A 13,733-nucleotide genomic window follows, 5' to 3' on the forward strand; every position below is an offset into this window, starting at 1 on the left:
GCGAACAATGCACGCCGCGAAATCGCGCCTGAGGAAGACTATGTCGACGACAACAGCGCGCGTGAGGCACATAAGCTTGCCAAGCTTGGCGTGCCGGTGTCGATCGGTGCGCATGGCCAGGAAGCGGGCATCGCCGCGCATTGGGAACTTTGGTCCTTCGTCCGCGGTGGCATGTCGCCAATCGAGGCATTGGCTGCAGGCACAATCGAGTCCGCCCGTTCGCTGGGCTATGACAAGGATGTCGGCTCCATCGCCGCAGGCAAGCTTGCCGACCTCGTTGTTCTCGACGCCGACCCAAGCGCGGATATCCGCAATTCGGACAAGGTTGCCAAGGTTATGATCGGTGGCCGTTTATATGATGCGGCCACGCTGAACGAAGAAGTCACCGGCACACGCAAACGCATGCCTTATTATTGGGAATGAGTTCAGCCGGGTGAACGCAATTTTCTGGCCCGGGCAAATAGTCCGGGCTGGAAAATGGCTCAAGCATCTCGTCCGCGCTTTCGGGATCATCTGCGCGCATAGGCCCGCCGGTTGCCGGCCTATATTATCCCACATCACTTCAGGATAAAAAAAGCTGACTCCACATCCATGAAAAATGGAGTATGGAACAAAGCATGAACAAAAAGCCGAATCACATACAGCCGACTCTATCGGCTGGTGCGTTTCCATCTGTGCAAGGAATGTGGAAGCAATACCAGTCGGATGCTGCGCAATCATTACTGCCCACAGGGGCGCCTTATGTCGACGAACGGCTGCGCGGTGGCATAACGCAGGCAGGGCTGCATGAATTTTTTGGTGGCGCAAAAGCCGACTCACATGCCGCCGCTGCCTTTGCGCTTTTGCTGGCATGGCGGCTGCCGGAAAGCGATGCGGGTATCTTCTGGATATCAGGGGACAAGGAACGCCAGACATCGGGTCGTCTCTACCCTTATGGGCTATCGGCAATGGGCGGTGACCCCGCGCGCATGTTGCTGGTCCAGACAGCCGATTTGCGCGACGCCTTGCGGGCTGCAGCGGATGCCATCCGGTCGAAAGCCGCCCGCGCGGTCATATTGGAAACGCACGGCAATGCCCGGTTGGTGGATTTGACATCGACCCGGCGACTTGCCTTGGCCGCGACGGAGGCAGGGGTGCTGGCCCTGCTGGTGCGCGGGGATGCGGTGCCGATGCCCAGCGCGGCGCGCACACGCTGGCGGATATGTTCTGCGCCCTCTGCGCCATTGCCGGGAAATGCCCCGGGCCTTCCGACTTTTGACATCAGCCTTCTGCGCCATCGCGGCGGCACGGCTCCTTTTGCGGCAAGAGTGACTTGGGATCATGCAACACGAAGCTTTTTTGACACGCCGCTATCTGGCGGTCTTTCTGCCATTGTTACCGACACAAAGACTGGTCCGGCATCGCGGCAGCGCGCCTGATGCGCCTTTTGCCATGGTCGAAAAACAACGCGGGGCCATGCGGTTGGCGGCATGTGATCCGGCGGCGCATGCGCTTGGCCTGACCACAGGAATGGCGCTGGCCGATGCCCGCGCCCGCGTGCCCGATCTGGCGGTCTTCGACCATGATCCTGTAGCGGACCTCAATTTGCTCGGCTGGCTCGCCGATGGGTGTGAGCGTTATACGCCTGCTTGCATGTTAGACCCGCCGCAAGGGCTGCTGCTCGACATTACGGGGTGCGAGCATGTGTTTGGTGATGCGGCGCGGCTGGCGAAGGATGTGCACGCGCGGTTCAGCCGTCATGGCCTCAGTTGCCGGATCGCCTTGGGCGGCACCCCCGACAGCGCGCAGGCCAAGGCGAGATATGCGGCGCGCGCCATTTCCGACGTGCCCGTGGAGGCGCTGGATGGCGGTGACAAGGTGCACAAGGCGCTGCGCCGGGCTGGCCTGAGAAGCATTGGTGATCTGGCTATCCGCCCGCGTAAGCCGCTGGCGGCGCGCTTTGGCACAGCAGTTGTGGTGCGACTGGCGCGCCTGTTGGAAGAGGAAGACCCGCGCATCACCCCGCGCCGTAGCCTGCCAATCATCCATGTTACGCAGAATTTTGCCGAACCGATTTCGCGCACCAATGATGTGTTGGCGACCATCGAAATGCTGGCAGGGAGCGCGGCACTTCAGTTACAAGAACGCGGGCAGGGCGGGCGACGGTTCGAGATACGTCTATTCCGCAGCGATGGCCATGTCGCGCGGCTGGCGGTGGATACCGGCACACCAACGCGCGACGCTGCCCTGCTCATGCGCTTGATACGGGAGCGTATCGACGCGCTGTCCGACCCGCTTGACCCCGGCTTTGGCTATGACCTCATCCGGTTGGAAGTCCCGCTGGCTGAAGTGCTGGCCAATGTCCAGGTTGGGCTGGAGACAAAGATTGACACAGATGCGGCTGCGGCCGCGCTCATCGACCGGCTCAGCGTTCGGTTGGGGGCAGAGCGTGTGCGGCAATTCCACGCGCGGCAAAGCCACATCCCCGAACGCGCAGCGCTTGAGCGTGTCGCGCAATCTGACGTTGCAAAAACGGACTGGCCAAAGCCTGTGCCGGGCGAACCGGCGATGCGGCCTTTTCGCCTGTTCGAAACGCCGCAGCCAATTGAGGTCACCGCCGGATTTCCAGAAGGCGAACCGCGCAGCTTTCGCTGGCGGCGGCACGTGCACCGCGTCACGCGGGTGGAGGGCCCCGAACGCATCAGCCCGGAATGGTGGCGACACCCGCGCGGCTACGCGCCGGGCAATGGCAGCCTGACGCGCGATTACTACCGTGTTGAGGACAATGAGGGTCGCCGTTTTTGGCTGTTCCGGCGCGGGCTTTATGATGAAATCGAGCGGCCACTTTGGTATCTCCACGGCATTTTTGCATGAGCTATGCCGAGCTTGCCTGCACCAGCAGCTATTCTTTCTTGCGCGGCGCATCGCCGCCATCGGATTATGTGGCGGAGGGTATCCGGCGCGGGCTGACGGCCATCGGCATTGCTGATCGCAATACCGTCTCTGGCGTCGTGCGTGCGTGGAAGGCGTTGGGCGATGCGCCCGATGAAGCGCGTAGTGCATTGCTGGCGGCCAAGCGCGATGCTGGCCAACCCGAAAAACTGACCGAAGCCGAAGAGGCCGCGTGTGAACCGAATATCCGCTTTTTGGCAGGATCACGGCTGGTGTTTTCGGACGGCACGCCGGACATCATTGCCTATCCCGCCACGCGGCAAGGGTGGGGTAATCTCACCCGGTTGCTGACCGTCGGCAATATGCGCGCCACCAAAGGCAGCTGCATCCTGAAGTTCGACGATTTGTCGGACCATCTGGGTGATTTGCTGCTCATCGTCATGCCATATGCGACCGCGGACGCGGAGGAGACACATAAGAACCCGCCTTTATATGCGTTCAAGGAAAGCGCGAAGCCCATAGAAGCGCCATCGCATCTCAAGCTGGTGTCGACTGCGCCGCAGGATTGGGAAAGCGTGCTGCGCCGTCTTGCGCCTGTGCATGCGGGCAAGCTTTGGCTTGGCGTATCAACGCATCATAGGGGTCAGGATAAACGGCAGCTGGCACGTTATCGACAGGTCGCAAACGCCTTTGACGTGCCTTTGCTCGCGACGAACGATCCACTTTACGCGACCCGCGATCAGCGTCCGCTCCACGATATTGTCACGTGCATCCGCATGGGGACGACCATCCAGAAAGCAGGCTTTGCACTGGAGGCGAATGCCGAGCGGTACATTAAGACGGCGGATGATATGGCGCATTTATTCCATGCCTGTCCTGAAGCTGTGGTCGAAACCGAACGCTTTGCTGCACATATTCATTTCGACCTTGAACAGTTGAAATATGAATATCCGCACGAGCCGGTGCCGGGTGGCTGGACCCCCGACGACTGGCTGGCGCATCTGGTGTGGACGGCGGCGCACGAACGGTACGGGGCGGAGCTTCCGGAGAAAATCCGTAAGTCGATTGAAACCGAGCTTGCGTTTATTCGTACAGAAAAATTCGCGTATTATTTCCTCACGGTCCACGATCTGGTCAAATTCGCGCGCGATCAAAAGCCGCCGATTTTATGCCAAGGGCGTGGTTCGGCGGCGAACTCTACGGTGTGTTTCCTGCTCGGCGTGACGTCTGTTGATCCGCTTGTAAACACGCTGTTATTTTCGCGCTTTATTTCGTCCGACCGAAAAGAACCGCCCGATATCGACGTTGATTTCGAACATGAGCGGCGTGAGGAAGTTATTCAATATGTCTATCGGCGCTATGGCCGCCACCGGGCCGCGATTGCCGGGACGATCATCCATTACCGTCCGCGCAGCGCGGTGCGCGAAGTGGGAAAGGCTTTGGGCCTGACCGAGGATATCACCACGCGCATGGTCAGCACCGTCTGGGGCAGTTTCGGCAGTGGCCCTGATGAACGGCGGCTGGTTGAGGCGGGGTTTGATCCCGACAATCCCGAAATTGCCCGGCTGAAATCGCTGTCTGAACAGTTGATAAAATTCCCGCGCCATTTGTCGCAGCATGTCGGCGGGTTTATCCTGACCGAAAACCGGCTCGACGAAACCGTGCCCATTCACAATGGCGCGATGAAAGACCGCAATTTCATTGAGTGGGACAAAGACGATATCGACGCATTGGGGCTGATGAAGGTCGATGTGCTCGCGCTGGGTATGCTGACCTGCATCCGCAAGGCCTATGACATGATGCGCGAGCAGGGAATTGGCGATTATGATTTGAAGGTCGATATCGATTCCGATGATCCCAATGTCTATGACATGCTGTGCAGAGGCGAGAGCCTGGGCGTGTTTCAGGTCGAAAGCCGGGCGCAGATGAACATGCTGCCGCGTATGAAACCGCGCAGCCTATATGACCTCACGATTCAAGTCGCGATTGTCCGTCCCGGGCCCATTCAGGGCGATATGGTGCATCCATATTTGCGGCGACGTAATGGGGAGGAAAAGGTCGAATATCCCTCTCCTGCGCCGCCATATCCGCCAGACGAGCTGAAAAATGTGCTGGGCAAAACATTGGGTGTGCCACTGTTTCAGGAGCAGGCGATGAACCTTGCCATCACCGCCGCCGAATTCAGCGAAGCCGATGCCAACCGCTTGCGCAAGGCGATGGCGACGTTTCGCAATGTCGGCGGTATGGAGCATTTCGAAACGATGATGGTCGAAGGCATGGTGCGGCGCGGCTATGAACGTGACTTTGCTCAGCGCTGCTTTGGCCAAATTCAGGGCTTCGGATCATATGGCTTCCCCGAAAGCCATGCGCTGTCTTTTGCGCGGCTGGTCTATGTGTCGTCGTGGATCAAACATTATCATCCGGCCATTTTCGCCGCCGCCTTACTCAATTCGCAGCCCATGGGCTTTTACGCACCGGCGCAGATTGTCCGCGATGCGCAGGAAAATGGGGTGGAGGTCCGGCCGATAGACGTCAATGCGAGCCATTGGGACAATGCAATTGAGCAAGGCGCGCTGCGATTGGGGATGCGGCAGATTGACGGATTTCGCGCGGTGTGGGCGCACGCCATTGTCGCGAACCGGCCATTCGCATCTATCGAAGATTTGGCGCGCCGGGCCGCGCTGCCACCGGCTGCTATGCACTTGCTTGCCGATGCCGATGCCGTGCGATCATTGGGTTTTGACCGGCGAGAGGGCGCGTGGGAAGCGCGGCGGACGCCTTCGGACGAACTGCCGTTGTTCGCTGCGGCCAACGCGCGCGAGCTTGGCGCGGAGGCCGATGCGATGTTGCCAGCGATGCCGGCCAGCGAACATGTCGCGGCGGATTATCAGATGACCCGGCTTTCGCTAAAGGGACACCCGATGCAATTCCTGCGCGGGATGTTTGCACGCGAGGGCGTGTTGAGCTGCGCTGAGGCCAATGTCGTCAAGAACGGCAAGCGGGTGCGCGTGGCCGGCGTCGTGCTGGTCCGGCAGCGCCCCGGCAAGGGCAATGCGATTTTCATCACGATTGAGGATGAAAGTGGCGTGACCAACATCTTATTATGGGCGCGGTTGTTCGACCGGCAACGCCGCGCCGTCATGGCGTCACGGCTGATTATTGCCGAGGGCGAAATTCAGCGCAGCAAGGAAGGCGTGGTGCACCTGATGGCGACCAATATTATCGACCGTACCGACGATTTGGCGCAACTGTCCGAAACGCATAAAGCTAATGTCGGGAAACCCAAAATCGACGAATTTGCGCGGCCACATCCCCCGCGCGGCAGCCATCCGCGTGATGTGCGGATCTTGCCCAAGTCACGCGACTTCCACTAACTTTTAGGCTGCGTCCTTCGCCGCCCGGCGTGCCGCCAGCTCCTCCACGGAGCGTGCGCGCATGAACGGGTTGGTCGCGCGTTCCAGTGCGATTGTGGTGGGCACAGTCGCCTCGCCACGTTCGCGCGCGGCGACAACATCCGATACACGCTGCTGAAGCGCGGCATTGTCGGGCTCCACGGTCACCGCAAAGCGCGCGTTGCTTAACGTATATTCGTGCGCGCAATAGATGGCCGTCGCATCGCCCAACGCCTCAAGCGTGCGCATATTGTCGAACATCTGCGCAGCGGTCCCTTCGAACAAGCGGCCACAGCCCATCGCGAACAAGGTGTCACCGACAAAGGCGACCTGCTCGGTTGCGAAATGATAGGCGATGTGCCCCGCCGTATGCGCGGGAACGTCTAGAACCATCGCGCGCATCCCACCCAGTTGCACGACGTCGCCGCCGCCGACCTGCACATCCAGAGTCGATATCCGCTCCGCCTCTGCCGCTGGTCCCGTGATGATGCAACCTGTTGCCGCCTTAATCTCGGCATTGCCACCGACATGGTCGGGGTGCCAATGGGTGTTCCAGATTTGCGTAATCTTCCATCCGCGCGCCTCGGCCGCCGCGAGCACCGGTTCTGCCACAGCCGGGTCGACCACCAGGGTCTCGCCGCTTGTTGCTTCATGGACGAGCCAAACATAATTGTCGGACAGGACCGGAACGCGGACAATTTCAATCGGCATTACCAGCTGCCCACATTTGGCATGCTGACCCACGGTTCTGCCGGTGGCAGATTGCCCTCTTGCAACAGTTCAATCGAAATGCCGTCGGGGGTGCGCACAAACGCCATATGGCCGTCGCGTGGTGGCCGGTTGATCGTGACGCCTGCGTCCATCAGCGTTTGGCAGGTCGCGTAAATATCATCGACCCGGTACGCCAAATGACCAAAGTTGCGGCCGCCCTCATAAGCTTCGGCTGCGCTGCCATCGGCGGGTGGCCAATTATGCGTCAATTCCACTTCCGCCACGCCATCTTGACCGGGCGCGGCGAGGAAAATGAGCGTGAAGCGGCCAGCTTCGCTGTCGAAACGGCGGACTTCTTCCAGCCCAATCAATTTGAAAAACGCGACCGTTGCTTCAGGGTCCGTCACGCGGATCATCGTGTGGAGATATTTCGTCGGCATATTCGTTCCGTTCATGGCGCTGTCTGTATTTGCGCAGACAATGGACCGTGACAGCTACGGGCGCAAGGGGCGTGCTATCGCGATTGCGGTTCGGCAGGCGGCGGTGCGCTGGCGGCCAATGCGGCCAGCTGCGCCTTTGCGGTCGCCGCCTGACGGCTGTTGGGCGCGATTGTGATGCTTTGTTCCCATTGCATGCGCGCGGTCGCTTCATCACCGGCGGCGATGGCAATATTGCCCGCCTCCAATGCGACGGCGGCATCACGCGGCAGAAGCGCGGCTGTCGTCTGGATATAGCTTAGCGCATCGGGCAGCTTGTTCATCCGCCGCGCCAAAGTCGCCGACAACAACCATGCCGTGCCATTTTCGGGCGACAGCGTCCGTGCGGTCGTCAGCGCAGCTTCGGCATCCGCCGGTCTGCGCAACGCAACCAAAGCGCGCGCGCGATCGATTTCGCTATCGGCGCGTTCGGCGGTTTCTAAGGTTTGGGCGGCAAGCGCTTTGTCTAATGCCGCCAATGCCGCATCGGGCGTATCGGCTGCCAGCGCCGCATTGCCCGCCTGCGCCCAGAAACGCGCCGCGCGGGCATCCCCCTTGTCCTCGGCCAATTTAGCCGCCTCGGTCAGTATGGGTATCGCAAGGTCGAATTTAAAATCGGTCGCAAGCGCATAGCCATGGCACGCGCGTGCAAGATAACCGCCGCCTTTTTGCGTCCATGCGCTTGCCTCGGTGACCGCAGATGCAGGGTCAGTGCCTGCGAGTTTAATGCACTCAGCAAACTGGACCTCGTTCAACGTGGACAAGGGTTGCGCGGACGCTGGCGCCGCGATGAACAGCAAACTCGACAAAAGCTTTAGCACGGGCGCTCCGTCAATAAGGTCAGACCAGCTTCGCCACGCTGTCGATCAACAAGGCAATATCTTCCTCGCGCGAAAGCCGGTGGTCGCCATCCTTTACCAAAATGGTCTGCACGTCGGATGAACGAAGCTGGGCAGCTAGGCTTAATGATGTTTGCCAAGGCACGTCAGGGTCGCACTGCCCGTGGATCAGTCGCACCGGGCAGTCGATGCCGATTTCGCCATTCAGCCGCAGATTATCCTGCCCGGATTGCCAAAAAGCGCGGGTGATGACCATGGGATCATAGCCATAATCGCTTGGACGCGCGATGCGTCCGTCGGCGGCCATCGTCGCGCGGTCGGCGTCGTTGAAATCCCAGTCGGTGAAATCGGGTGCTGCAGCTATACCCACCATCGCCATGACCTGCGCGCCAAGCGCTTCGGCCACCAGCAGCATGAGCCATCCACCCATGGACGAGCCAACCAAGATTAAGGAGCCAATTTGCGCATGGGCAATGACCGCGAGAACGTCATCACGCCAGATATCCAGCGTGCCGTCTTCAAATGCACCTTCGCTCTCACCGCAACCCGAATAATCGAGCCGCAACATGCCGATGCCTTGCGCCTCTGCCCAAGCGCACAGCGCGGTTGCCTTGCCACCCTGCATATCGGACATATAGCCCGGCAGAAACACAAGCGTTGGCCCGCGGCCTTTGGTCAGACGATAGGCGAGCTTGACGCCATCATGACGCGTAGCAAAATGTGGAGCTGTTTTTGTCAAAACGGGGCCTGGGTCAAATCACCCAATCGACGGTCAGCATTTGGGCCACATCCTGCCCCTTTGCGCGGCGCTGCTCGACCATGATATGGTTCAACCGCTTCACGGTATCGCTGCCGGACGTGATGCAGAGACCGGGAACGAACGCATGCACCAGCGCCTTCATCCCACCCCAGATCATCGCAAAACCAAAGCGGCTGGCGACGCCAAAATGTTCGACATAATTTTCATCGACGCTTTTGGGATGTTCGACAAAGAGGCGGTTGAACATGGGAACCTTTCCTTCAAAAACTACCGTAGCTTAAACAATCGCTCAGTTAAAATCAAAGCCGAAGCCCGATTTCGCTTTGCGATCCTGCGTGCACATGGTTTTCAACTCTGTCCACTCGGTCGGGGTTAAGGCTGGCTTGTAGTTTTTCCCTTTGACGATGCTCTTCTCAAACGCGTCTTTGCGGGACCGCGACAGCGGGTGGCTCGACATATATCCGGCTATGCCATTGTCCGATGTGCTGGAATTTGCGCTGCCATCCATTTCGGAAAGCCGGTCAAAAAATGACGCGGTGCCGATGGGCGAGATATTGGCACCGCCAAGCGCTTTCATCGAATGGGCATCGGCTTCCGCTTCGGACTCGCGGCTGTAGCTCATGGACAGCATGTTATTGACCAGCGCGCCGCTATTGCCATCAATGCCACCCAGAACGACCGCAAGGCCCATTTGTCGCAGCAAGGCCTGCATGACATGCTTTTCGCGGACATGGCCGATTTCATGCGCCAATACGCCAGCAACCTCATCGGGCGAGCGTGCCTGTTTGACGAGGCCGTCGAATAAAATGACCTTACCACCGGGCAGCGCCACCGCATTTATCATGTCAATTTTGGCGACCTCGACCTGCAAATCGTCCGGATTGGCATCCAGCGACGCGACCAGCTTTTTCAACGCGGCGTCTCCGGCAGGCGTGCTGCAGAACCGGCCGCCAAAATCGCCCACAAGCGCATCGCCAAGTTTCTCGTCGACGCTGGAGGGGATCAGCGGTGCCAGCCATTGCGGGCTCAAAAGAACGACGGCGACCGCTGCTGCGCTGGCCAAGGTGAACGCGACTGCCGCTTTGCCAAAGCCAAGCCGGTCAACCCAGCCACCATAATTGCGCCGTGCGGGCAGCATGGCCGATAGGTCGGATGGCACCGGACCGGAAAGCATTAACCGCCATCCGTCCGTCTCCTTTAATCCATAGACGTCGGCATCATCCTTGTGCGTGACATATTCGATATCGGAAAATGCGAACGGGCCATGTCGCCGTTCGGTTTCCAACAAGTAGAATTGCCGACCAATGATCTGCACCTCGACCTTGCGGCGCACGGCGCTTTTGCCGTCATAATGCCACGCGTCGAAAAAGGCCGACATGGGCTAAATCGCCCCCACATCAAATGCGTCGAGCAAGCCTTCGCCATGCTTTGCAACCACGGTTTCGGACTGGGTCAGATCGTCGATATTGATCTCGCCATAGGCTTCCATATGGTCGACGAAGAATTTCCAGTTGCGGTACGGCATGAAGATATAGCCAATGCCTAAGGTGCAGATGACAATCGCCATGTTGGCGAGGAAAAACAGGATCCAGTCCGGTGCCCGTGCGCGGAATTCAAATTCCAGATTGTGTAAACGCAAGCCACCCACCGCGAGGCGGAAATATTTGCTGTAATAGGCAAGCGCCGCGAGCGGGAGCACGATATATAATGAAAGGACGGCGATGATGGCCAAGATCGCGCCAATCGCAATGCCCGTGCTTCCCAGTGTGTCGGGAGTCCCACCCGAAGCAGCCATGCTGATGCCGAACACCACAGCACCTATGAACACCAAAAACGGTACGAGATAGAATAGCAAATAACGCTTCATTAGCGGTTTCCACTCGGCCGTTGCTGAAAAGCGATGCGGGCCGAAGCTCATGGCGTTCCAGCGGTCATTCCACAGGGAAATCATCGACCATGGCACGCCCAAGAAAATGGGTAGCCAACCCACGACGCTTTTCCACATATAGGCCAGGCCATATTGAAAACCGGGGTCGTCGCTGCCCCCTCTGATACCGCGCCAATAGGTCCGGCTCAGCCGGTACCGGAGCGCACGGAAATATGCGACGCCCGTCAGGTAAAACAGCAGCAGGAACATCATCAGGGTCATGACGACCGCAAGGATTGCTTCACCCCGGAAAATTAGCCCCTGCGATATCAATTGAATGACGATGAGGGGTAGGCCGATCAGCAGGAAAGCCATGACGAAGCCGACAAAAAGCTCCATGCCCTTGCCCGTCCATTCCAGACGTTCATCAATGAAGTCCGTCTTGCTCCACAGATATTCGCGCTCGCGGGTGGTTGCCCAAAACCGATATATGCCAAGCGTGACAATGGTCAGCAAAAGGTTGGGAAAGGCGATGCGGGCAAATTCCAGCCAACTGCCATGGAATCGAAATGCGCTATGCCGTTGAGATAGGTCGTCGTTCATGAAATTGCGGCCCCCAAAATGTCACACAAGATGTGCGAAAGTGAAAAGCCTTGTCAAGAAACGCCATGTAAAAAGGCTATGCGTTTCGATGAAAGCATCCTCCCCATCGTACGTCGACGGGGAGGATTTGATATTTACTGAACGGTAACCGTCACCGCACGGCGGTTTTGTGCCCAGGCTTGTTCGTCCGAACCCAAAGCCGATGGGCGTTCTTTGCCATAGCTGACGGTTTCGATGCGGCTTGCGTCGACACCGATTGAGATCAGGTAATTTTTGGTAGAATTGGCGCGGCGTTCGCCGAGCGCAAGGTTGTAGTCGCGTGTGCCGCGTTCGTCGGCATGACCTTCCACGGTGATGCGGGCGTTGGGATAGCGCGCAAGCCATTGCGCCTGACGCTGCAACGTCGCCTGATCTTCGGCATCAATATTGAAGCGATCGGTTTCAAACAAGATGCGGTCGCCAAATTTGCCCACTTGCTGAAGGAAATCTTCCTGGCTGCCCGGAACGATCTGGTTTGCAGGGGCAGGCGGGGCCGGTTCGGGCTGGGCATATTCGGTGCCCTCGGCCACCGGCGGCAGTGCTTCAACCTTTTTCTTGCCGCAGCCTGCAACCAGTGCGGTTGATGCCAACAATATGGCGGCCATCTTAATTGTGTTCGTCTTCATGGTCTTCTCCTTCGGCTTGCCCGCATCTGTGTCGCGGAAGTTATATCAGAAATAAGAACTAAAAGCACTCACGGCAATACCGGTCCCCATGCGGGGTCCGATCCGTCAACCGGCGTCGGCAATTTGCGCTCGTTCGATCCTGTGAGGTCAACTTGCCAGATACTGGTTTTGCCGCTGCCCTTCGCGGTGCGGAAAAACTGGATGACGCGGCCATTGGGCGCCCATGTGGGGGCCTCGTCCTGCCAGCTGTCGGTCAACAGCCGTTCGCCCGAACCATCGGGGCGCATTGTGCCAACGCGGAAGTCGCCTGCAATGCGGGTAAAGGCAATAAGGTCCGCCCGTGGGCTCCATTCGGGGGTAGCATACCGCCCGGAACCAAAGCTGATCCGCCGTTGGTTGGACCCGTCCGCGTTCATGACATAGATTTGCTGGCTGCCCGACCGGTCGCTTTCAAATACAATCTGGCGACCATCGGGGGAAAAGCTTCCCCCGACATCGATGCCGGGTGATGTTGTCAGCTTGACGGGCGTGCCGTTGCCGCTTGCCGAAATCTTGTAGATGTCGGTGTTCCCCGCAACCGCCATGGAATATAATATGGTTTGCCCATCGGGCGACCAGCGCGGGGCAAAGGTCGGGTTGCGCGATTGCGTAATCAACCGCTGCCGACCGGCATCAATATCATAGACATAGATGCGTGGATTGCCGTCGACATAGGACAGATACAGGATCGATTTATAGTTGGGCGAGAAACGCGGCGTCAGCGCAGTGGACTGGCCATTGGTAATGAAGCGGTGGTTTGCGCCATCTGAATCCATGATCGCCAGGCGTTTGACGCGCTTACCCTTGGGACCGGTTTCGGCAATGTAGGCAATGCGGCTGTCAAAGAATGGTAGCTCTCCGGTGAGGCGCGAATAAATCGCATCGGCACATTTGTGCGCGGCCCTGCGCCATTCGCGCGGCGGCACGTTGAAACCAAGGCGCGTGGTTTCATTGCCAAAGCCGACGTCATATAAATAACAACCAACCGTCAGATTGCCGTCGCCGCCCACGCGGACGAAACCTTGCACAAGCTGTTCAACTGGACGCCCTTTCCAATAATCAAACTGGGGCGCCGTTACTTCGCCAAGCGAGATGGCGCGCAGGCCGTTGGGCCCCTGTGTTTCAAACACACCCGATGCGCGCAAGTTGGATGAGATGACTTCAGCGATTTGACGGCCAAGTGCGGCGCTGTTCCCCGCCGGCGTATCGACAGGGGCAGGGGCCACAAGTGCGGGCACGGCAATGGAGCGCGTCTTGGATGTGTCGAACTCGACCAGTTCCGGCTCATCTGTATCAGGCGCAGGCGGAGGGGTTTGCGCCATGACGCTGTGACTGCCGACAATCAGAAGCAGGAATGAAGCGAGCTTCCGGTAAAATGAGAAAGAGGTCATATAGTTCATTCCTTTATCCCGTGGCGCGCAAACGGAGTGCGTGGGTTTTCCAGACGTCATAATATTCGGGGTCAAGCCCGTCATAGGGGGATCCCGCGCGCACGGCTTGCAAGATGCAG

Annotated in this window: 13 protein-coding genes; 4 read left to right on the plus strand and 9 right to left on the minus strand. The window is 58.8% G+C overall.

Translation table 11 applies throughout. The features are described from left to right. The 4 genes from ACILQA_RS05760 to ACILQA_RS05775 all read left to right on the plus strand — a co-directional run. A partial coding sequence (locus ACILQA_RS05760) for an amidohydrolase family protein (RefSeq protein ID WP_395628838.1) occupies window positions 1-423 on the plus strand: 423 nt, incomplete at its 5' end. A 194-nt stretch (window positions 424-617) separates the two neighbouring features. After that, entirely contained in the window at window positions 618-1,418 is an 801-nt protein-coding gene (locus ACILQA_RS05765) for an ImuA family protein (protein ID WP_395628839.1), read from the plus strand. After that, a complete protein-coding gene (locus tag ACILQA_RS05770) occupies window positions 1,321-2,853 on the plus strand; it encodes a Y-family DNA polymerase (RefSeq protein WP_395628840.1) in 1,533 nt (510 codons plus the stop codon). The genes ACILQA_RS05765 and ACILQA_RS05770 overlap by 98 nt, the downstream gene beginning before the upstream one ends. Then, a complete protein-coding gene (locus ACILQA_RS05775) occupies window positions 2,850-6,245 on the plus strand; it encodes an error-prone DNA polymerase (RefSeq protein ID WP_395628841.1) in 3,396 nt (1,131 codons plus the stop codon). Before ACILQA_RS05770 ends, ACILQA_RS05775 begins: the two co-directional genes overlap by 4 nt. A gap of 3 nt (window positions 6,246-6,248) precedes the next feature. Here ACILQA_RS05775 and gloB read toward each other — a convergent pair whose 3' ends face one another. The 9 genes from gloB to tolB form a co-directional block, all read right to left on the minus strand. Beyond that, window positions 6,249-6,974, minus strand: coding sequence for a hydroxyacylglutathione hydrolase (gloB, locus tag ACILQA_RS05780; RefSeq protein WP_395628842.1), 726 nt, complete (start codon window positions 6,972-6,974; stop codon window positions 6,249-6,251). After that, entirely contained in the window at window positions 6,974-7,429 is a 456-nt protein-coding gene (locus tag ACILQA_RS05785; protein ID WP_395628843.1) for a VOC family protein, read from the minus strand. Before ACILQA_RS05785 ends, gloB begins: the two co-directional genes overlap by 1 nt. 59 nt (window positions 7,430-7,488) lie before the next feature. Continuing rightward, entirely contained in the window at window positions 7,489-8,271 is a 783-nt protein-coding gene (locus tag ACILQA_RS05790) for a tetratricopeptide repeat protein (protein ID WP_395628844.1), read from the minus strand. Window positions 8,272-8,290: 19 nt separating this feature from the next. Continuing rightward, window positions 8,291-9,028 (minus strand): alpha/beta hydrolase, encoded by a 738-nt coding sequence (locus ACILQA_RS05795; protein ID WP_395628845.1) that lies wholly within the window; start codon window positions 9,026-9,028, stop codon window positions 8,291-8,293. A gap of 13 nt (window positions 9,029-9,041) precedes the next feature. Next, window positions 9,042-9,296 carry a DUF6356 family protein gene (locus tag ACILQA_RS05800; RefSeq protein ID WP_395628846.1) on the minus strand — a complete coding sequence of 85 codons (255 nt, stop codon included), beginning with the start codon at window positions 9,294-9,296 and terminating at the stop codon, window positions 9,042-9,044. Between the two features lie 42 nt (window positions 9,297-9,338). Beyond that, entirely contained in the window at window positions 9,339-10,427 is a 1,089-nt protein-coding gene (locus tag ACILQA_RS05805) for a M48 family metallopeptidase (RefSeq protein WP_395628847.1), read from the minus strand. A 3-nt stretch (window positions 10,428-10,430) separates the two neighbouring features. Further along, window positions 10,431-11,519: a YjgN family protein gene (locus tag ACILQA_RS05810; protein ID WP_395628848.1), complete on the minus strand. Its 1,089-nt coding sequence runs from the start codon at window positions 11,517-11,519 to the stop codon at window positions 10,431-10,433. 134 nt (window positions 11,520-11,653) lie between these two features. Then, window positions 11,654-12,184 (minus strand): peptidoglycan-associated lipoprotein Pal, encoded by a 531-nt coding sequence (gene pal / locus ACILQA_RS05815; protein WP_395628849.1) that lies wholly within the window; start codon window positions 12,182-12,184, stop codon window positions 11,654-11,656. A 68-nt stretch (window positions 12,185-12,252) separates the two neighbouring features. Beyond that, the gene (tolB, locus tag ACILQA_RS05820; protein WP_395628850.1) at window positions 12,253-13,614 is read right to left on the minus strand and encodes a Tol-Pal system beta propeller repeat protein TolB; all 1,362 of its coding nucleotides are present in this window, start codon (window positions 13,612-13,614) and stop codon (window positions 12,253-12,255) included. Window positions 13,615-13,733: the final 119 nt, after the last annotated feature.

Origin of the sequence: Sphingorhabdus sp. (genome assembly GCF_044239005.1) — a bacterium.
Classification (GTDB): domain Bacteria; phylum Pseudomonadota; class Alphaproteobacteria; order Sphingomonadales; family Sphingomonadaceae; genus Sphingorhabdus_B.

Bases quoted from the DNA above. Each gene is read 5' to 3' on its own strand.
- ACILQA_RS05775 (WP_395628841.1), top strand. From the start codon at position 2,850: ATGAGCTATGCCGAGCTTGCCTGCACCAGCAGCTATTCTTTCTTGCGC.
- ACILQA_RS05765 (WP_395628839.1), top strand. From the start codon at position 618: ATGAACAAAAAGCCGAATCACATACAGCCGACTCTATCGGCTGGTGCG.
- pal (WP_395628849.1), bottom strand. From the start codon at position 12,184: ATGAAGACGAACACAATTAAGATGGCCGCCATATTGTTGGCATCAACC.
- ACILQA_RS05785 (WP_395628843.1), bottom strand. From the start codon at position 7,429: ATGAACGGAACGAATATGCCGACGAAATATCTCCACACGATGATCCGC.
- ACILQA_RS05770 (WP_395628840.1), top strand. From the start codon at position 1,321: ATGCAACACGAAGCTTTTTTGACACGCCGCTATCTGGCGGTCTTTCTG.
- tolB (WP_395628850.1), bottom strand. From the start codon at position 13,614: ATGACCTCTTTCTCATTTTACCGGAAGCTCGCTTCATTCCTGCTTCTG.
- ACILQA_RS05805 (WP_395628847.1), bottom strand. From the start codon at position 10,427: ATGTCGGCCTTTTTCGACGCGTGGCATTATGACGGCAAAAGCGCCGTG.
- ACILQA_RS05810 (WP_395628848.1), bottom strand. From the start codon at position 11,519: ATGAACGACGACCTATCTCAACGGCATAGCGCATTTCGATTCCATGGC.
- ACILQA_RS05800 (WP_395628846.1), bottom strand. From the start codon at position 9,296: ATGTTCAACCGCCTCTTTGTCGAACATCCCAAAAGCGTCGATGAAAAT.
- gloB (WP_395628842.1), bottom strand. From the start codon at position 6,974: ATGCCGATTGAAATTGTCCGCGTTCCGGTCCTGTCCGACAATTATGTT.